The sequence below is a fragment of the Pseudomonas sp. TWI929 genome (assembly GCF_039673335.1).
Taxonomy (GTDB): Bacteria; Pseudomonadota; Gammaproteobacteria; order Pseudomonadales; family Pseudomonadaceae; genus Aquipseudomonas.
Genome location: NZ_JBDJLK010000034.1, coordinates 18,637 through 37,406, shown reverse-complemented (window position 1 = coordinate 37,406; position 18,770 = coordinate 18,637). Strand labels below are relative to the sequence as shown.

14 protein-coding genes are annotated in these 18,770 nt (G+C 64.9%); 1 reads left to right on the top strand and 13 read right to left on the bottom strand.

The window, feature by feature from the left end; genetic code table 11:
• Nucleotides 1–201 precede the first annotated feature (201 nt).
• From ABE456_RS15515 to mdcA, 13 genes are all read right to left on the bottom strand, one after another.
• A complete protein-coding gene (locus ABE456_RS15515; protein WP_346644700.1) occupies nucleotides 202–867 on the bottom strand; it encodes an SCO family protein in 666 nt (221 codons plus the stop codon).
• Nucleotides 864–1,520, bottom strand: a complete 657-nt coding sequence (locus tag ABE456_RS15510) for an SCO family protein (RefSeq protein ID WP_346644699.1) — start codon at nucleotides 1,518–1,520, stop codon at nucleotides 864–866. Before ABE456_RS15510 ends, ABE456_RS15515 begins: the two co-directional genes overlap by 4 nt.
• Nucleotides 1,517–3,493, bottom strand: a complete 1,977-nt coding sequence (locus ABE456_RS15505; protein WP_346644698.1) for a cytochrome D1 domain-containing protein — start codon at nucleotides 3,491–3,493, stop codon at nucleotides 1,517–1,519. The genes ABE456_RS15510 and ABE456_RS15505 overlap by 4 nt, the downstream gene beginning before the upstream one ends.
• A gap of 309 nt (nucleotides 3,494–3,802) precedes the next feature.
• Entirely contained in the window at nucleotides 3,803–9,652 is a 5,850-nt protein-coding gene (mnxG, locus tag ABE456_RS15500) for a manganese-oxidizing multicopper oxidase MnxG (protein ID WP_346644697.1), read from the bottom strand.
• A 326-nt stretch (nucleotides 9,653–9,978) separates the two neighbouring features.
• Complete coding sequence (gene madM / locus ABE456_RS15495) at nucleotides 9,979–10,743, bottom strand: malonate transporter subunit MadM (RefSeq protein WP_346644696.1); 765 nt, start codon at nucleotides 10,741–10,743, stop codon at nucleotides 9,979–9,981.
• Between the two features lie 2 nt (nucleotides 10,744–10,745).
• Nucleotides 10,746–11,168 (bottom strand): malonate transporter subunit MadL, encoded by a 423-nt coding sequence (gene madL / locus ABE456_RS15490; RefSeq protein WP_346644695.1) that lies wholly within the window; start codon nucleotides 11,166–11,168, stop codon nucleotides 10,746–10,748.
• A 101-nt stretch (nucleotides 11,169–11,269) separates the two neighbouring features.
• Nucleotides 11,270–12,190, bottom strand: coding sequence for a malonate decarboxylase subunit epsilon (gene mdcH, locus ABE456_RS15485; RefSeq protein WP_346644694.1), 921 nt, complete (start codon nucleotides 12,188–12,190; stop codon nucleotides 11,270–11,272).
• Nucleotides 12,187–12,801, bottom strand: a complete 615-nt coding sequence (locus tag ABE456_RS15480) for a malonate decarboxylase holo-ACP synthase (RefSeq protein WP_346644693.1) — start codon at nucleotides 12,799–12,801, stop codon at nucleotides 12,187–12,189. The genes mdcH and ABE456_RS15480 overlap by 4 nt, the downstream gene beginning before the upstream one ends.
• A 1-nt stretch (nucleotide 12,802) precedes the next feature.
• A complete protein-coding gene (mdcE, locus tag ABE456_RS15475) occupies nucleotides 12,803–13,594 on the bottom strand; it encodes a biotin-independent malonate decarboxylase subunit gamma (protein WP_346644692.1) in 792 nt (263 codons plus the stop codon).
• A complete protein-coding gene (locus ABE456_RS15470; RefSeq protein ID WP_346644691.1) occupies nucleotides 13,591–14,439 on the bottom strand; it encodes a biotin-independent malonate decarboxylase subunit beta in 849 nt (282 codons plus the stop codon). The genes mdcE and ABE456_RS15470 overlap by 4 nt, the downstream gene beginning before the upstream one ends.
• Nucleotides 14,432–14,731, bottom strand: coding sequence for a malonate decarboxylase subunit delta (locus ABE456_RS15465; RefSeq protein WP_346644690.1), 300 nt, complete (start codon nucleotides 14,729–14,731; stop codon nucleotides 14,432–14,434). The genes ABE456_RS15470 and ABE456_RS15465 overlap by 8 nt, the downstream gene beginning before the upstream one ends.
• Before the next feature lies 1 nt (nucleotide 14,732).
• Complete coding sequence (locus tag ABE456_RS15460; RefSeq protein ID WP_346644689.1) at nucleotides 14,733–15,749, bottom strand: triphosphoribosyl-dephospho-CoA synthase; 1,017 nt, start codon at nucleotides 15,747–15,749, stop codon at nucleotides 14,733–14,735.
• Entirely contained in the window at nucleotides 15,749–17,410 is a 1,662-nt protein-coding gene (gene mdcA, locus ABE456_RS15455) for a malonate decarboxylase subunit alpha (protein ID WP_346644688.1), read from the bottom strand. The genes ABE456_RS15460 and mdcA overlap by 1 nt, the downstream gene beginning before the upstream one ends.
• A 287-nt stretch (nucleotides 17,411–17,697) precedes the next feature.
• Here mdcA and ABE456_RS15450 point away from each other — a divergent pair, with 287 nt between their 5' ends.
• Nucleotides 17,698–18,768 carry an enoyl-CoA hydratase/isomerase family protein gene (locus ABE456_RS15450; protein ID WP_346644687.1) on the top strand — a complete coding sequence of 357 codons (1,071 nt, stop codon included), beginning with the start codon at nucleotides 17,698–17,700 and terminating at the stop codon, nucleotides 18,766–18,768.
• The last annotated feature ends 2 nt before the right edge of the window (nucleotides 18,769–18,770 follow it).

Here is an 18,770-nt window from a genome sequence, read left to right as displayed (position 1 = left end):
CGCATGCCAGCCATATCGCAAGCCTTGTGGGAGCGGCCTTGCGTCGCGAAAGGAGCGCGCAGCGCTCCCCGCTTTTTGCGGTAAAGCTGCCATTGCCGGGGCTGCTGCGCAGCCCTTTCGCGACGCAAGGCCGCGCCCACAAAAGCCATTCCCGCAATCGCTGATTCCACTGCGGCCAATCCCACAGGAGTCGCATGCTGCTCACCGACCAGCCAGTGGCTGAGCCAGCAGCTGCATGCGCTGGGCAATCGCCGCAGGCGGCGCATCCGGGCGGATCTTGCTCCAGCGCTTGCCGGCCACATCACCGGCAATCAGCTGCGTCGAGTGCTGTTCGGGGCTGGGCAGGAACTGGCCGATGCGGCCGAGCACCAGGTCGACATTGGCCTTGTCACCGGTCAGGAACAACCAGTTCGGCCCATCCACCCCCTGCTTCTCGGCAAACGCCTTGAGCGCCTCAGGGGTATCGTTCAGCGGATCGCTGCTGATCGACACAAAGGTTACCTGGCTGGCCAGCTGCGGCCCCATGGCTTCGCGCACTTCGCGCAGCTTGCGGGTAATCAGCGGGCAGGCGTCGGTGCAGTGGGTGAAGATCACGTTGAGCATCACTACCTTGTCCTTGAGCACATCGCTGTAGAAGCGCAGCTCGCGGCCGTTCTGGTCCTTGAGCACGGTGTCGGTGAACCAGGTTTGCGCATCGCGGGTGCCGCCGCCACTGGTCATCGCCTGCGGCGCTGGCTGCGGCTCGGGCGCCTGCGGGGCATGGCCTTCGTGGGCGAACGCCACCGAGGCGAGGATCCACAGGCAGCCGCCCAGTACCAGCCAGTCGAAGCCGCGCATGCTGGCGCGGCCGGAGGTTACCTGGCTCATGGTTGCACCTCGTGATGGTCGGCAATGGCGGTGCTCTTGGCATGCACGCGGCGGGCGCTGAGACGGTTGATTTCTTCGATCAGCACCGCCGGGTCGGTGAAGCCGTAGTAACGCGTCCAGTGCCCAGTGCGCCCGTCACCCACCAGTATCAACGGCGGGTGCTGGCTAAGGTCGGCACTGAAGCTGCCCAGGCCCTTGAGGGTTTCGGTGATGGCGTACGGGGTGCCGGTCAGCCAGCTCCAGCCCGGCCCTTTCTGGAAGGCCTTGGCATAGTCTTGCAGGCGCTTGGCATCGTCACGCTGCGGGTCGACGCTGATCGACACCATGTGGATCTCTTCGCCTACCCGGCCACCCAGTTGCTGCTGGACTTTGCCCATGATCGACGACACCACCGGGCACACCGTGGTGCAGCTGGTGTAGATGAAGCCCATGACCACCAGGTGGTCACCCACCAAGTCCCTTTCCAGGCGTACCGGCATGCCGTCCTGGTTCTGCAGCGAAACATCGGCAAAGCGTACGCTGGTCTTTTCCTGGCGCGCCGCCGGTGGTTGTTCGGCACTGCCGTTGTGGTCGTGGCCCGCATGGGCCAGGGCCAGGTTGCTGGCAAACGCCAGGCTCAGGGCCAGCAGTTTGAAAGAATGCTTGGTCTTCATCGCACATTCCTCGCGTCAGTCTGGGAGGCGTTGGTCGCTGCAGCCGGCAGGACACGCAGGCTGGTGTAGTTTTCTTCGGCAAACTTGCGCCCCAGCGAAGGTGACTGCACATGCAGGTACCAGGCGCCGGCTTCGGGCAAGGTCAGGGCCGCTTGATAGATGCCCTCGCCCACTTCCTGCAGCTGCAGGTTGCGTGGCATCGACGACGGCGCCAGGAAGTAGCGCAGGCTCAGGTCGTTCAGGCCCAGGCGCGGCTGGCCGTCGTCACCAACGATGCGCACCCGCGCGGTAAAGGCGCTGTGCTGCGGCAACGGTTGGTCCAGGCCGATGAACTCGGCATGCGCGCCCTTGCGCTTGCTGGCATTGGGTGACTCGGCCACGTCGGTGCTGAAGCAGTGGATTATTTGCGGCTGGTTGAGCAGGAAGGCCACGTCGAACGTGCCTGCAGCCGGCATTTTCACCGTCGAGCCATACACGCCGGGCGCCACCTCGCGCAGGCTGCGGTCTACGACGATGGCGGCGCGGGCCTGGTGGCCGCGGTTGTTGTAGCCGGACATCGGCGCGTTCATGCCCTCGGCATAGAAGTAGGTGGTGTTGTCCACCGGGTTGACCACGAACACCGAATTGTCATCGCGTGACACCGACAGGCCCTGCGCCAGCGGCAAGTCACCGGCCTGGCGCGGCGCCGCCGGGCCCGCCTCGAAGCCTTGGACGATCGGCGAGCGCCCTTCGCCCAGGCTGGCCAGGTTGATCATGCTCACCTTCGGCGAGGCCAGGCCACGCACATAGGCGTAACCCTTGGTGAACGTCAGCTGGTACGGTTCGGCCGCCACTGGGATGTGGTGGATCAGCTTGTCGGTACTGGCATCGATCACCAGGGCCTGGTTCTCCAGGGTATTGAGCACGATGCCATAGCGGCCATCGCTGCTGAAGCGCATGGGCCCCAGGCCCTGCTCGGCCTCGACGGTGTGGCGCAGCTGGTGGTTGCGGGCATCGAACACCCGCACGCTGCCTTCCTCGCCATCGACCACATAAACGGCCTGGGACAGCGCCGAATAGCTGACCGACAGCGGGTGCGGGCCAACCTTGATGGTCTTGGCCAGGCGCATTTCCGGGATGTCGATAATGCTCAGGGTGCCGCTGTCGCGGTTGCTGACGAAGGCAAAGCGCGAGTCGGCGCTGAAGGCGATTTCATGGTGCCCGGTGCCGGTATTGAAGCTTTTCAGGGTAGTGCGCCCTGGCACGTCGATTACCGTTACCCCGCCTTTGGCCGGGTCTTTGCTGTTATTGCCCACCCACAGCCGGTGCTGGTCAGGCTGCAGGGCCACCCGTACCGGCTGGTCGCCGGCGTCCAGGTCGGCCACGCGGGTGAAGGTTTCGGTGTCGATCACCGCTACCTTGCCGCGCTCGGGGATCGACACGAACACCTGCTTGTCGTCGCCAGTGGCCGCCCAGTCCATGGGCTGCCCGGGCAGGTCGATGCGGGCCATGGTGCTGGTCACGCCGCCCACCGACACGGTTGGGTCGATCACCGTCAGGCTGGCGTCCTTGTTCAGCATCAACAGGAAGTAGCTGTTCAGGTCGAGCAATGGCCGGGCACCGATGCTGCTTTTCAGAAACAACGCGACCCGCGCCTTGCAGCTTTGGTCGCGGTCACCCACCGGGGCCGATTGCGCCGGGTCGATCCACGCCCCCGGGGCCATGCCCGACAGCGGCTGGCCACTGGTCTGGTCGCTGACCTTGAAGCGGATGTTGGCGAAACTGCCTTCCTGCAGCTCGCCCCCGGCCAGCGGCCGGGCCTCGAACTCCACGGTTACGCCGTCCCGGCTGAGGCGGTGCAGGGCCTGCGGGTCGGCAGGTTCCTGCAACAGCTCGCGGGGGTCGCACCAGAGCTCTTCATAGGCAAGCCCAAGGCCGATCAAGGCCATGCTCAGCAGTAGGCCGGCATGAACCGGCCGCAGTTTGAGCTTCATGGTTGCGCCCTCTTGCTCAGGCGGTGCAGATGTTGCTCGAACGGGGCGGCGAATTCGGGTGGGACGACCATGCAACACCTCCACGAGGCTCATTGTTCTATGCAGTGCTCAAGCAAGTGGTATGCCATCTGCAAAATACTTTTAAAACAAAGCGTTAGCGCAACTACCGGAGAACATTGGGGAGGATGCCCCAGCGCTATTCCCCGAAAACGGGGGTCAACCGGCGAAAAAAAGCCGCTGGCATGTGCAGCGGCTTTGTTCTTCGTTATCCATCTGCACGAATGGGCGTCCTTGCCCGGTATTCAGTGACTATTGCGCCGGGGCCGTTGCTGGCGGCGCTTCGTTGGTCACCCGCAGGATCCCCCACAACCCCGAGAGGTTGCCGTAGGCGGCGTAGTCGCGGAACAGGTAGTCACCCGCCACTGCGTTAGCCCCGCCGGCACTTGGCAGCATGAAGCTGAAGTGCGCCGCTGGCAGTACACTTTCCTGGGCACCGATGTACATGGCCATCGGGTTGAAGCCAAAGCGCACCGAGCCGATGCCGGGCAGGCTCGTGGGGTAGCCGTTCACATCACTCTTCTCGGCCTGGTAGTTGTGCAGCGGCCACAGGTGCCCATCCAGCTGGTAAGTGATGCCGCGGCTGCCGCCACTGGGCATCAGCACATGGCTGCGCACTGGCTGGCCAGGCTTGGCATACAGCACCGGCGTTTGCGGATCACCGCCTACCAAGGCATTGCTGTAGGCCATGTGCGCGTTGGGCACATCCGCGAAGCCAAAGCCATCGGCATGGCCGAAGGGGGCGTCCGGAGCCAGGCCAAAGCGCAGCCACAGCGGCTCAGTCTTGTAGTTCAAGGCCATGTTGCCGTTGTCTTTCGGGTCGCCCGGTACACCATTACCCTCGGTAGCGATGCCTTCGACAGGACGGCCATCCGCCCAGCGCATGTTCATCGAGCGCTGCCACACCGTTACCAGGTCGCGATAGTCGGGCTGCCCGCTGACCTTGACCGTAGCCTGCGCACGGCTGGCGGTGTCCTCGGCCCAGGTCGCCGTCTGCGGCAAGATGCTCATGCCACCGACCAGGCCTTTTTGTGGCTGCTTGATGAAGTCCGACGGGGTCAGGTTGAGCCCACCGAACTCGATCGCCGTGGTGTTGATGTTGTCCACCGTGCGGCCCAGTTGCAGCATCGGCTTGCCTTCGCGCTCCAGGTGGCCGGCATAGTACTGGTACACCCGGCTTGGGTAGGCGCCGCTGTTGCCCGCCCGAGGCGGTACGGTCTGCACGGGGTTGGCCCCCACGTTGGCACCGTCGGACTTGGTGATGTCATAGGCCAGCAGCTGGGCATGCAGGCCCACATGGCTCGACGGCCGCATCAGGTTGTTGTTGAAGGCCGTGGAGCCTTCGCTACCGAAGCGGTCACGCTTGACCACGTTCTGCATCACTGCAGTGCTGGGCAGGTCCGGCATCACCAACGGCAGGCGGTTCTCCAGGGTGATACTGATGCAGTCCCCGGCGTTTGCGCGCAGTACCAGCGGCTCAACCGGCACGCCGGCCTTGAGCTTGCCAGTAGTCGCGTCCAGGTCGGCCTTGCGCACGTACAGCACTGCGGTCGGGTCATGCAGCGGTGCGCTGTGGCCGCCCACGGTGAAGGTGGTGCCATCCTCCTCGTCGACAACCGTGACCTGCGGGATGCTGGTCTTGCGGCTGTTGAACACCAGGGTGCCGCCATTGGCCTTCAGCGGGCCGCCGACATGCTGGCCGACACCGGCCGGGTCGTTGATGCTGACCCCGTTGCGGTTCTCGAGGATGTCGTTGGCCAGCGCCGCGACAATCTCGTAACTGCGCTTGACCGTAGTGCGGGTACCGATGCCGTTGGGGTTGGCTGTGGTTTTCGGGCAGATGCCGTCGAAGTTCACGGTATTGCGCATGGCCACCGGTTGCGGGTTGTTTGGCAAGGCGAACAGGTCCGCGCGCTGTGCGGTGTAGTTGCGCATCACCCCCCAGATGCCGTTCCAGTAACCTTCCAGTGCCGCGTCCATCGAGTACAGGTAGTCGCCGTTGGTGGCAGCGGAGCTGGAAATCATCGACACCGGCGCCATGAAGCCCATCTGTTCGGAAATACCGATCATCTGCGAGGACTTCCAGCCGGAGTTGGAGCTGCTGCCAAAACCAGAGCCGTTCTGCAGCCACTTGACGCCATGCAGGGTGACGTTGTGTTCCTCCTCATGACCGCCTGCATGCAGGCGCAGGCGCACGTTGTCCCCGGAGTAGGTACGCAGCATGGGGGTGAACGGGTCGCCTGGCTCGCTGCCCGCCTTGTTGATGTGGGGTGGGAACAGGGTCGTCCCGCCAGTTGGGCCAACCGCTGAAGTAATCGCCGAAGGCGCCATGTTCATGGCCGGGATTGCACGGTCGGTACGGCTCTGCAAGGCATAGCTCAGGTCGCCGCCAAGGCCGTCGGCCTGCATGCCACGCTTGCCGTCTGGGCCAACCTTGTTCGGGTCGAATACGCGCAGGGCCAGTGGCTCGTTGCGGTAGTTGACAACGAACATGCCTGGGTCATCCACGGAAATCGCCTGTGGGCAAGGCCGGCTCGGGCAACCTGGGCTCAAGCCGCCACGCGATTCAACCACCGATTCGAGCAGGTTGGATGCCTTCTGCCGCACGGGCGGGTTGATGGCGTAGCGGAAGCTGTCTGCCGTGGCTGGGTAGGACTGGCCGTTGGGGATACCGTCAGGGCCGGCCCCAACGTACACGCCGGCTTCATAGGCATGCTGGAAGTCGCTGTACTCCAGGAAGAACTCGCGGTAGCTGTCGTTCTTGCCGTCGCCATCGTGGTCACCGGTCTGGATCACCGCCTGCCACGAGGTCGGGCCGCCGTCCTGGCGCGTGGCCGGGTTGTATAGCTGCTCGCCGGTTTCGGCGTGGTACCAGGTGGAGCCGGCAGGCTCAGCCAGCACGGTGGCATACAGGCCCAGTTGCTGGTGGGTCGATGGGCCAAGGTGGTCGTGAGTGAAGATGGTACCCAGGCCACGATCCACGTTGTTCACGTTCACCAACGGGTCAGCGAACCAGCGTTGCATGGCCGTGCGTGCGCCAATCCAGTCAGCCCGGCCAAAGCGGCCAAAGTACGGGTGCTGTTTGGCTTTAGGGCAGGCGGCAGTGCCGTCGCGGGTATCACCTTCGGTGCAACCGTTGTAGGCACGAATGGCATGCACGCGCTCAACCACGCTGCCGGGCGAGAGAATGCCGTCTTCGTAGTTCCAGCCGTTGGCCGAGCCGTCGGCGGCGGTCAGGTCCCACTTGGGCAGGTGGATATGCTGGCCGATCACGTCGGTCGGGGTGCGCACCTGGTAATCGTCCATCTCATAGATGTTCGGGATCAGGTTGGTGTGCTGGTACATGGTGCAGTCGAAGGTGTTCATGCGCATCACCAGCGGCTCTGGTGGGCGCTGCTTGGTGATCACCGGCCAGGCGTCTTCCCACAGGGCGAGGATGCGCGCCTGCGGGAAGTGGTAGCCGACCTTGTTGTACACCGCGTCGAACTGGATGTTGGCACCCTTGTAGATGCGTGGGCGGTCGGCGGTAAAGGTTGAAGCGCCACGGAAGCTCAGGCCAGTAAGGCTTTCACCGCTGAAGAACTCGCCCACCCCCGAAGATTGGGTCAGGCGCTTGCCACGGTCATCCATGCACGGCTCGTAGAACGGCGCGCCGGCAGTCGGCAAGGCACCGTTGGTGCGGAATGCCTTGGCCACTGGCTGGCTGCCGGGGATCAGCGCATAGCTGGGGTGTTCGGCCATGGCATGGAACTGCATGGCCGCCTGTTCGACGTCGGTGCCCTCTTCCGGCAGGTAGATGGGCTTGGCCTTGTGTACCACCTTGGTGAAGTCCAGTTTGGTGGTGGTAGTCACGGCCTCGCCGCCAGCGGATACACCGTCCAGCGCGTGGCGACCGAGGCCACCATCCCAGCCATCGACCTGGTTCGCATCCAGGTTGGCCCACAGGGCCTTGCCGCTGGCCTTGAGCTGCCGGGCCAGGTCGGGGTCGAGCATGTCCAGTGGTGGGGTTGGCGGGCGGTTGCCGACGCTGCTTTCCATGCCACCGATCCAGAACGGGTAGCCTGGGTTTTTCAGGGTGCCGTCGGCGTTGCGGTTGGCATCGGTGCGGTCGACCATGGCCAGCGAGCCGATGGCCTTGCGCACGGGGGCTTCGTTAGCGTGGTCGTCATCGCCCTCTTCTTCGTCATCGTGATCGTCGTCATTGGCGGCGACCATTTCTTCGGAAAGTTTCGGCACCACCACAACCTTGCCTGGCATCGGCGCCATGGCCTTGCCGGGCAGCGGCACAATGGCCGGGATAGGTGTGCCAGCGATGATCTCGCCATCCGGCAGAGCCCGGGCGCCCACCGCTGGCTTGCCGCTGCGCAGGGCGAACGGCGTACTGTGGAAGCCATTCTCGCCTTGCCCGCTCACTTCCAGGCGGGTGCCTTCTTCAAACACGTCGTGTACCCGCCACATGGCCCACATGCCCTGGGCAAAGTGCGGGTAGAAATGGCAGTGGTAGATGGCATCACCCGCGACCCGGTTACGGTTACCCGAACCACCGTTGGCGATTTCGTAGGTGTAGCCGATACCCGGACCGATGCCTTGGGCATCGATATAGTCGGAGTTATCGTCGTTGGGGTTGAACAGCCACTGGTGGCCGTGCAAGTGGAAGATGTGCTGTTCATGGCCATTGTGGGTGTTGCGGAACTTGGTGAAATCGCCGATGTAGCTGTGGTGCACGTTGGCTGGTTCGGCAGGGTAAAGCGCCATGCTGGCTTTCACGCCCACGGCGTTTGCGGGGGGCGTTTCACCTGGGCGGATGTTCTCAAGGCCAACGTTGGCCGGCACGTCCACCAGGGTACCGATGTCACCTACCGTGTGGGCGCTGAGGAAGAACTCCTCGTAAGCGCACGACAGGCAGTCATGCATTGGCCCTACGCCCAGGCGGTTGGCGACCACTTCGGCGCCCATGCCGCCAGAGCCGTAGTTGATCATGAACGAATCGCGCGTCGGCTCCAGCACATGGCCCATCACCGGGTCGGCCCAGTAGCCGGGGAAGGCCTGGGTGGCAGCCACTTCGTCGGCAAATTGCGAGGTGAAATCGCGGAACGCCTCCAGACGGTTGGGCAGCGCCGGGTTGCGCTTGCCGATGTTCTCCAGCGGGTAGGTGGATTTGGGGAAGCTGCCGTCCGGGTTAGGGCCCATGACGATGGCATCGGTTTCACTGTTGAGGATCTCGTTGCCGTTGACCATGGCAATGATCGGTTTGCCGGCCTTGCCTTCGGCAAGCCACGGCTGCGCTTGCGGGTAGCGGGCTTCGTAGTCGATCACCGGCTGGCCGGTGGCGGTCCGGCCGGTGGTGGCCAGGCGCATCTCTTCTTCAGTCAGCGTGTTGCGGTAGGTGCGGCCACCTTTGGGCACTACCACCACTTGGCCAAACAAACCATTGGCGACGTTGCCAGCACCACCCTGGCCACCAAAGGTGGCCCCTTGGCTGGTGGCGGCGAAAGCCCCCTCGCGTTCCGCATAGAGCGTATAGCTGCGGGTGTTGCCCGGCGAAACCAGGAAGTTGCCATTGCGACCGGTGTTGGCTGCGATATCGCCAATGCTGTTCACGGCCTGCATGCCGTTGACCTGGAAGCCTACGTGGCGATCATTTACCTGCTCATCGGCGACGAAGTTTTCGTTGGCTTCGTTTTCGATTTCCGGCCCTTCCTCTTCACCCTCGGGCTCTTCAGCCTCGATGCCGTGCTTGTTCGGGTTGGCCCGGTAATCGAGCAAGTTGGTCAGGTTGACCGTGAGGCAGTCACCGGCGGCCACACGCAGCACGATGGGCCGTGGGCGCTTGTCCGGGCGCAGGGTGACTTTGCCCGGTACTGCGGCCCCGCCCATGCTGAGGGGGACGTTCTTGTCGTCTACCACGTCCTCGCGCAGGGCGAACATCATGCCATTGGCGTTTTGCGCGCCAAGGCGGTTGAACATCAGTGGCTGGTCCAGCGCCACCACGTTGGCGACCAGGGTGCGCTGGCACTGGACGGCCGCCTCGCTGGTCGAGTCCCAGCCGAACAAGGCCAGAACAAGTGATGACAGGATGGGGCCTTTGAGCGGTGTCGACATGCTGCACCTCCGGGACACAGGTTCTCTGCGGGGTGCTTCAGCAAGGTGTATGCCAGGTGAAAATTTCTATTTTTTTCAGCGAGTTGCGAAGGCGAGCGAAGCAGATTGGGGTGGATCCCCCAGCGGGTTTCCCCGAATTGGGGTGGGGATTGCTGGCGAAGCTGATGCCAGGTACCGCGTCGCCTGCGGGGGCTGCTTTGCAGCCCATCGCGACGCAAGGCCGCTCCTACAGCCGATACGGTCGATGTAGGAGCGGCCTTGTGTCGCGAAAGGGCCGCAGCGCGGCCCCGGCAATTTCGCAGTGATGTGAAGATCGTGCCGGCCTTCTAACCTACTAACCCGCGTACGCAGAAGTACAGGATCGAAGGCCCCATCAGGCAGCCCAGGCCAGTATGGAAGGTAGCGGTCAGCGCCCCGTACGGCACCAGGCGCCGGTCAGTCGCCGCCAGCCCGGCCGTCACCCCCGACACGGTCCCCGCCAACCCGCCAAACACCATCGCCGAACGCGGGTTGTCCAGCGCCAGCAAGCGCGCCGACACTGGGGTGAACACCATCACCAGGATCGCCTTGATCAGCCCTGTAGCAATCGACAATGCCATCACGTCCGAGCTTGCACCCAGCGCCGCCCCGGTCACCGGCCCGACGATATAGGTCACCGCACCCGCGCCAATGGTGGTCATGCTCACTGCATCGCGGTAACCGAAGGCATAAGCCACCGCCGCGCCGACAATGAACGGCAGCACCGTGCCCAGCAGCAACGCCACCGCGCCGATCATGCCGGCCCGCCGTGCTTCAGTGGCCTGCACTTCGAAGGCCGTGGCGACAATGGCGAAGTCACGCAGCATGGCCCCGCCCATCAGGCCGATACCGGAGAACAGCGCCATGTCGGCCAGGCCTTTCTGGCCGCCAGTGATGGTACCGCCGACCCAGGCCAGCACCAGGCCGATGACAATGGCGATGGCCGAGCCGTGCACGCGGCCAAAGGTCAGGTACTTCGACAACAGCACCGACAGCCACATGATCCCACCAACTACCGCAAAGGCAGTGATCAGGCCGTTATGTTCCAGGGCATTATCAATGATCGGCCACATGTTCAGCGCCCTCCTGCAGGGGCAGCCTGCACATTGGTTTCGGGGCCAGCCTCAACCGCTGGCAGGGGTTCGCCGCGATGGCTGCGGCTGATCAGGGCGATGGTCGCGCCGCACACCAGTACCGCGCCCACTGCCGCCAGCAGTGCCACCGGCCCGCCGTGCAGGGCGGTGACCACGTTCTGCTGGGCGGCCATGGCCACCACCACCGGGATGTACATGGCGCCCCAGAAGCCCACGCCGAATTCGCACTCCTTGCTCATGCCGCCGTTGCGGTGCATGTACAGGCGTGCGCAGATCAGCAGGATCATGGCGATACCGACCCCGCCCACATTGGATTTGACGCCCAGCAGCACGCCCAGGAAGTCGCCGACGATGACGCCAGCGAGCGTGCAGACCGCCAGCAGTGCCACACCATAGATGATCATTGTTGTTGTCCTCAGGTAGTGTCGAAGTTGCTTGTTGTTGTTCTTGTAAACACACACTTGTGCAGCGTTCGCAGTCTTTGTGGGAGCGCGTTAGCCAGCCATCATCGATCGTCAGCCACCTCCTGGCGCAGCAGCGCATCCAGGCTGTCCCAACGGGTGCCTTCCACCGCCACCACCCTGCCCTGTTCGAACACCGGCCGGGCCAGCCCGCTGAGCACGCTGCCAGGCGGCATTTCCAGGTGCAGGCGTACCCCGCGCTCATAGGCGTTGCGCAACGTAGCACGCCAGTCGACCACCCGTGCCATGTTGCCGGCCAGGTCGTCGCGCAGGCGCTGCGGGTCGAAGATCGGCCGCGCGCTGCTGCCACTGAGATAAGTGATACGTGGCCGTTGCAGTTCAACCGTGGCGAACGCACTGAGCAACTCCGCTGAAGGGCCAGCCAGCAGCGGGCAATGCGACGGCACGCTGACCGCCAAGCGCCGGGCTACACCTTGGCCAAGGCGGCGTGCCTTGGCAGCAACTGCAGCCATCGCCGTATCGCTACCAGCAATGACGATCTGGTTTTCGCTGTTGAGGTTGGCGACATACACCTCACCACCCACCTCGCCCAGCAAACGCTCGACGCTGGCCAGGTCCAGGCCGCTGAGTGCAGTCATGCCGTACCCTTGCGGATAGGCACGCTGCATCAGCTCGCCACGCAGGGCAACCAGGCGCACGGCATCGGCAAAGCCCAGGGCACCCGCCACGACCGCAGCCGGATAGGCCCCGATCGACAGCCCCGCCACATAATCCGGCGCAGGGCTGCGCTGCATCAGCCAGCGCGCCCAGGCCACGCCGCTCAGCAGCAGGCACAGCTGCACGGCGCGGGTAGATTGCAGGGCTTGCTGGCTGTCCAGCGCAAGTGCTGACTGGCCGAGGGTGTCGCTGGCCTCTTCCAGCAGTTGCCCGGCACCTTCAGGCAGACGCTGCAGCATGCCCACCTGCTGGGCGCCCTGGCCAGGAAAGGCGAACAGGCTACTCATGCGGCACGCTCCAGCGCCGCCCATGGGTCGCTGACCAGGCGCGGGCCATGGAGCGACTTGAGCAACACGCGGCGGGCGAAACCAGCCCATTCACGCAAGGCAACAGCACCTGCCGGGGTTTCCAGCTGAACGTCGATACGGCACGGCGCGCAGTCGAGGATATCCAGCAGTTCTCGCGCCTGTGCACGGGCCAGCGGTTGTGGCGTGTGCAGCAGCAAGTCGAGGTCGCTGTCGGCATGTACCACTTCAATACCGGTAGCAATCTGGTACCCCACCCCACCCGTTGGTCCCCAAGCCAGGCCACTGGCATTCAACACTGGGGCAATCGAGGCCAAAGCCCGCAACGCAGGCCACGGGCCTTGCCTTTGCCAGCGCAGCGCTTCGGGGCCTTGCTGACGCTGAATATCGGCCAGCCGCATCAACGCCCCCAAGCGCTGCGCCCGGCCCTGACCACGCAGCCCAACCGCCACCCAGCCGGCCTCACAGGTGGCACGGCGCACCACCACCGGCCGGCCGCTTGCCAACACCTCCCGCGCCCACTGTGGCGCATCAGCAGGCAAGCCCGAGGCAGGCATCCCCCAGAGCAGGTCGTGCGGCCTTGGCGCGCTCATCTCAAGCGCCCTGCCACTGGCGGCGCAGCTGCTCGCGTACCTGGCGCGAGGCACTGCGGTTCTCGCCCGCCAGCCGCGACGACAGGTCGGTCGAGCTGCCAATGTCGCGTACAGCGTCGGCCAGGCAAGCACGTACCTGGGTAATGTCGGCGCTGCTCGGTGCCTCGGCGTTGTCCACCGTCAAACGGCGCCACAGCAGGCCCAGCGAGGCGTAGCTGGCCAAGTCGTAGGCCATTGGCGGTACCTCGGCGGCCAGGGCTTCCAGCTGCTCGACGCTGCGCAGGGTTATGCGCGCCGCCGCTGCCTTGCCCATGGCGTGCACCATTACCCCGGCATCGTCCAGGGCGATCAGGCGCTGGGCCTGGTAGCCGTGGGCCAGAAAGGCGCCCGACATGGCCTTGCCGACCAGCAGCCCGATCACCGGGTGCCCGGCCAGCCGCGCCTGGGCATAGGCTTGCACGGCAGCGGCCAGCGCCTGGTGGATGCCCAACGCTTCCTCGCGGCGGCCATAGGCCTGGCTGGGTACATCGATCACCGCAACGATGGCGCGTTTCTGGCCGTTGCAGTCAGCCTCCACCGCCTCGCTCACGGCCTTGGCCAGGCCCCAACCCTCCAGCAGGCCGACCTCGCCCGAGCGGGCGCGGGGGAACGGGTTGTCGGCATCCGGCACCACGGCGATGAAGCGCGCCAGGCGGTTGTCCAGTTCGCCATCAATAACCCGCAACGACGCAGGGTAACCCGGCAAAGCTTGCCCGCCGGCCAGGCCCGGCAGCCAGTTCAAGGCACGGTTCATTTGGCTACTCCTTGATAAAGGTCACGCACCGCAGCGGCGTCCAATTGCGGGCAGTCACTGCCCAACCGGGCCAGGCGTTCGAGGAACCAGGCGTGCTGGCTGGCGCGGTCTGTGGAGGGTGCGTCAAGCAACTGCAGCAAGCGTTCGCGCAAGGCGTCAATGTCGTCAGCAACATAGCCATCGACCAGCCCGCTGGCATGGCGCTGCTCACCACCGCTCAGGCTCCAGATGAAGGGGCGGTCCTTGGCGTCGTATTCGCCGATGCCGGCCTCCTGCTCGATCACTTGCGGGCCGTTGAGGCCCAGGCGGGCTTCACGGGTGACCAGCAAGTGGCTGCACAGCCCGGCAGCGATCGACATGCCGCCGAAGCAACCAACCGAGCCTGCGATCAGGCCGATTACCGGCTGCCAGGTACGCAGCTCGACAATCGCTGCCTGGATTTCGGCAATTGCCGCCAGGCCGAGGTTGGCCTCCTGCAGGCGCACGCCGCCAGTTTCCAGCAGCAACACCGCGCAGGTGGCAATACCGTTACGGTTGTCTTCGATGGCCAGTTCCAGGGCACCGGCAATCTTGGCACCGCCCACCTCGCCCATGCTGCCGCCCTGGAAGCCGCCTTCGATGGCTGCTACCACAGCGTTGCGCCCGTTCAGCAGGCCCTTGGCGATGACCACGCCATCATCGGCCTGCGGCACGATGCCCTGGCGCGGCAACCACGGTGACATCAGCCGGTCGAACGGGCCCAGCAGTTCGCGAAAACTACCTGGGTCGAGCACGGCGCGGGCGCGCTGACGGGCGCCCAGTTCAACAAAGCTGCGGCTACGCAGCAAGCGGGCGGTGTCAGTCATGGGCGATCTCCTCGAAACCTTGCTCCAGGCGCAGGCGCACCACGCCTGGGGTGGCGCCGAAGTCATGAATGTCGATGTTCACGGCCGGCCAGGCGCGGCCTTCGAACAGGCGCTGGAACAGTTGTGCCCAGCGGGCGCCACTGCCGTTTACCGAAGTCACTACCTGAATCCGCAGGTTGCCGGCAGTGCCGGGTTCGATCAGCACTTCGAGGTCGCCGGAGCTGACACAGCCCACCAGCGTGCGACCACGCCCCGGTTCGGCGGCGGGGAAGTTGAAGGTCAGGGTTTCCATGTCACAGGCTCCCGGCTTTGTCGAGGAACAGGCAAGCGGCCAACAGATCGGCGGCGCCGCCCGGTGAGGCATTCAGGTGCAGCAGTTGCTGGTCAAGGTTGCGTAGTTGGCGGCGCCCTGCCAGCGTGGCACTACCGCCTTCGGCGAGTACGGCCTGCGCCCCGTGCTGGACGGCAGCCAGCCCGGCTGGGCCGCTGCGCCAGAGCACGCAGGTGTCGCTGAGCACGGCCATGATGGCCAGTAAGGCGTCGAGCCGGGCATGTGCTTCACTGGCGCCGTTGGCGCGGCTTCGCTGCAGTTGTGGCAGGCCGTGGCCAATGATCGCAGGGAAGCCTTGTTGCGCCTGTTCGCGGGCGCCGCTGCTGCCATAGCGTTGGCGCACCTGCAGGCCGTGGCTGTGCTGCTGCGGCATGGCCGGGTCGTCGAACAGGGCAATGCGCCCTGCCCGCGCAGCCACCGTGCCGGGGTCGGCATCGGGGCCAAGGGCCTTGGCGGCGACCAGCAGGCCCAGGGCCCAGATTGCGCCGCGGTGCGTATTGACCCCGTTGGTTGCGGCCAGCATCGCGGCTTCGCCTTCGCGGCCGAGTTGGCCCAAGGTGGTGCGCAGGGGTTGGCTGATGGTGCCAGCGGTTTGCGCGGCTTCGGCCATGTTGCGCAGGCAGGGCCACAGGGCCAGGGCCGAGGCGTGCATCAGGGCCAGGGTCATGTCGCTGTGGGCGCCGTTGCTGCGGCGGTCGACCAGGCCGGGCTTGGGCGACAGGTCGGCTTCGTCGATCAGGGCTTCTATGGCCAGGTCGGCCAACTGGTCGACCAGGGCGATTTGGGCTGGCTGGGCGGGCCTATTCGCGGGTGAACCCGCTCCCACAATGACCGCGTCTGGTTTAGGCTCAGCGTCCGGCCTCTTCGCGGGCATGCCCGCTCCCACAGGGACCGTGCTGGTTTCAAGAGTTGCGGTGTAATTGTAGGAGCGGGCGTGCCCGCGAAGCTCCGCATGCGGTTGCAAGTCGAGTGCTTTCATCACCAGCTCCTGAACCGTGCAGGCGGGTTGTACAGCCCGCCGGACCATTCGACCAGGTCGGCAATGCTGCGTGCAGCCAACAGCTCGCGGCTGGCGTCGGTGCGGCGGATGCCAAGGTCTTCGGGCAAAGCGACCAGGCCTTGCTGACGCAGGCGCAGGGTATCCTTGGGGTCATGCCGCAGGCCGATGGCGGTAACCCCGGCCACGGCGGCGATCATCTGCTGGCGTTCTTCCAGGCTGCGAGCCTTGTACAGGTAGGCGATGCCCTCTTCGGTCAGCAGGTGGGTAACGTCGTCGCCGTAGATCATCACCGGCGCCAGCGGCATGCCGGCTTTCTTCGCCACCTCCACCGCATCAAGGGTTTCCACGAAGGTGGGCTTGCCGCCTTCCTGGTAGGTCTCGACCATCTGCACCACCAGCTTGCGCCCGCGTTCGAGCATGGTTTCCGGTACGGTCATGTCGAGCCAGGCCGGGGTCGCGTGGCGTCGACCGCGCGGGTCGTGGCCCATGTTCGGCGCACCGCCGAAGCCGGCCAGGCGGCCGCGGGTCACGGTCGAGGAATGGCCATCGCCATCCACCTGCAAGGTAGCCCCGATGAACAGGTCCACGGCGTACTGCCCAGCCAGCTGGCACATCATGCGGTTGGAGCGCAGCGAACCATCGCGGCCGGTGAAGAACACATCAGGGCGCTGGGCGATGTAGTCCTCCATGCCCAGTTCGGTGCCGAAGCAGTGCACGCTTTGCACCCAGCCGGTCTCGATGGCCGGAATCAGCGTGGGGTGCGGGTTGAGCGTCCAGTTGCGGCAAATCTTGCCCTTCAAGCCCAGCGACTCGCCATAAGTGGGCAGGATCAGCTCGATGGCCGCGGTGTTGAAGCCAATGCCATGGTTCAGCGACTGCACCTGGTGTTTTTCGTAGATGCCGCGAATCGCCATCATCGCCATCAGCACATGCACCGGCTTGATATGGCGCGGGTCACGGGTGAACAGCGGTTCTATATAGAAGGGCTGGTCGGCAACCACCACGAAATCGACCCAGGACGCCGGGATGTCGACCCGTGGCAGGTCATCGACGTGGTCCACCAGCTGGTTGACCTGGGCGATGACGATGCCGTCGCTGAAGGCGGCAGGCTCCACCAGGGCCGGGGTGTCTTCGGTACTGGGGCCGGTGTACAGGTTGCCGTCACGGTCGGCCATGAAGCCAGCCACCAGGGTAACGTTGGGTATCAGGTCGACCAGCAGCCGCGAATACAGCTCGATATAGGTGTGGATGGCGCCGACTTCGAGCACGCCATCTTCCAGCAGTTGACCGATGCGCAGGCTTTGCGGGCCGGCGAAGGAAAAGTCGAGCTTGCGGGCGATGCCGCGCTCGAACAGGTCCAGGTGCTCGGCACGGCTGACGCTGGGCATGATCATGTGCAGGTCGTGCAGGCGCCCGGGGTCGACCTTGGCCAGCGCACGCGAGAGGAAGTCAGCCTGTTTCTGGTTGTTGCCTTCGAGCACCACCCGGTCACCGGGCGCGAGTAATAGCTCCAAGGCTTCGACGATACGCTCGGTGGGCAGCACCACGCCGTCGGCGAGGTGGCGGACCCGGTCAAGGCGGCGCTGCTTTTCGGCGCGCCGCCGCGACCATTGCGGCGGTGGAATTTGTGTTGTTGTCATGGTGACTCCACGGGTTCGCTGTCGTGGGAGTCACATTAGGGCTGGGGCCAGTCGAGCATCAATCAAGCTCAAAGCGCGATCATTACGATAAGGTTAACGAACTCCAGAGTTTCCTCGGTCGCCCTGGAACCTTGCTAGAGTGGCGATAGGGCCATGTAAGCAAAAATGCAGAATCCCCCTGCAGATTTGTCGATTGTGCAAGGCAAATTCGCATGACAGGATCCTGCGATCCTCCAGCGAACTCCAGACTTCACTTGGAAAATCAATAACAAAGCAGGGAGAACGCAATGACTGCGCACGCTCATGCCTCGGCAACCGACCACGTACTGGCCGAGGTTCGCAACCAGATCGGCCACCTGACCCTGAACCGCCCAGCCGGCCTCAATGCCCTGACCCTGGACATGGTCCGCAGCCTGCGCCAGCACCTGGACCAGTGGGCCGAAGACCCACAGGTGCGCGCGGTGGTGCTGCGCGGCGAAGGCCCCAAGGGCTTCTGTGCCGGTGGCGATATCCGCTCGCTGCACGACAGCTTCAAGGCCGGCGACACACTGCACGAAACTTTCTTCGTCGAGGAATACGCCCTCGACCTGGTCATCCACCGCTACCGCAAGCCGGTGCTGGTGCTGATGGACGGCTTCACCCTCGGCGGCGGCATGGGCCTGGCCCAGGGTTGCGACCTGCGCGTGGTCACCGAACGAAGCCGGCTGGGCATGCCCGAAGTCGGTATTGGCTACTTTCCTGATGTCGGCGGTAGTTACTTCTTGCCGCGCACCCCCGGCGAGCTGGGCATCTACCTGGGCGTCAGCGGCGCGCAGATCCAGGCGGCTGATGCCCTGTACTGCGGCCTGGCCGATTGGTACCTGGCCAGCGATCAGCTCGCCGCCCTCGACCAAGGCCTGGACCAGCTGAGTTTCGGCGACCACCCGCTCAAAGACCTGCAGAACCTGCTGGCCAAGCTCGGCACCCAGGTACTGGGCGATGCGCCACTGGAAAAACTGCGCCCGGTCATCGACCACTTCTTCGCCCTACCCGACCTGCCCGCCATGGTCGAGCAACTGCGCGCGGTGAGCATCGGCGACAGCCATGCCTGGGCGGTGGCCACCGCCGATCAGCTGGAAAGCCGCTCGCCACTGGCCATGGCGGTTACGCTGGAGATGCTGCGCCGCGGTCGCCAGCTAGGCCTTGACGACTGCTTTGCCATGGAGCTGCACCTGGACCGCCAGTGGTTCCAGCACGGCGATATCATCGAAGGCGTGCGCGCCCTGATCATCGACAAGGACAAGCAGCCACGCTGGAACCCGCCGACCCTGGCCGCGCTGCAACGCCAGCGGGTCGACCAATTCTTCGAAGGCCTGTGAGC

Excerpts from the sequence above, each read along its gene's own strand:
- ABE456_RS15515 (WP_346644700.1), bottom strand. The coding sequence starts at position 867 with ATGAGCCAGGTAACCTCCGGCCGCGCCAGCATGCGCGGCTTCGACTGG.
- ABE456_RS15510 (WP_346644699.1), bottom strand. The coding sequence starts at position 1,520 with ATGAAGACCAAGCATTCTTTCAAACTGCTGGCCCTGAGCCTGGCGTTT.
- ABE456_RS15505 (WP_346644698.1), bottom strand. The coding sequence starts at position 3,493 with ATGAAGCTCAAACTGCGGCCGGTTCATGCCGGCCTACTGCTGAGCATG.
- mnxG (WP_346644697.1), bottom strand. The coding sequence starts at position 9,652 with ATGTCGACACCGCTCAAAGGCCCCATCCTGTCATCACTTGTTCTGGCC.
- madM (WP_346644696.1), bottom strand. The coding sequence starts at position 10,743 with ATGTGGCCGATCATTGATAATGCCCTGGAACATAACGGCCTGATCACT.
- madL (WP_346644695.1), bottom strand. The coding sequence starts at position 11,168 with ATGATCATCTATGGTGTGGCACTGCTGGCGGTCTGCACGCTCGCTGGC.
- mdcH (WP_346644694.1), bottom strand. The coding sequence starts at position 12,190 with ATGAGTAGCCTGTTCGCCTTTCCTGGCCAGGGCGCCCAGCAGGTGGGC.
- ABE456_RS15480 (WP_346644693.1), bottom strand. The coding sequence starts at position 12,801 with ATGAGCGCGCCAAGGCCGCACGACCTGCTCTGGGGGATGCCTGCCTCG.
- mdcE (WP_346644692.1), bottom strand. The coding sequence starts at position 13,594 with ATGAACCGTGCCTTGAACTGGCTGCCGGGCCTGGCCGGCGGGCAAGCT.
- ABE456_RS15470 (WP_346644691.1), bottom strand. The coding sequence starts at position 14,439 with ATGACTGACACCGCCCGCTTGCTGCGTAGCCGCAGCTTTGTTGAACTG.
- ABE456_RS15465 (WP_346644690.1), bottom strand. The coding sequence starts at position 14,731 with ATGGAAACCCTGACCTTCAACTTCCCCGCCGCCGAACCGGGGCGTGGT.
- ABE456_RS15460 (WP_346644689.1), bottom strand. The coding sequence starts at position 15,749 with ATGAAAGCACTCGACTTGCAACCGCATGCGGAGCTTCGCGGGCACGCC.
- mdcA (WP_346644688.1), bottom strand. The coding sequence starts at position 17,410 with ATGACAACAACACAAATTCCACCGCCGCAATGGTCGCGGCGGCGCGCC.
- ABE456_RS15450 (WP_346644687.1), top strand. The coding sequence starts at position 17,698 with ATGACTGCGCACGCTCATGCCTCGGCAACCGACCACGTACTGGCCGAG.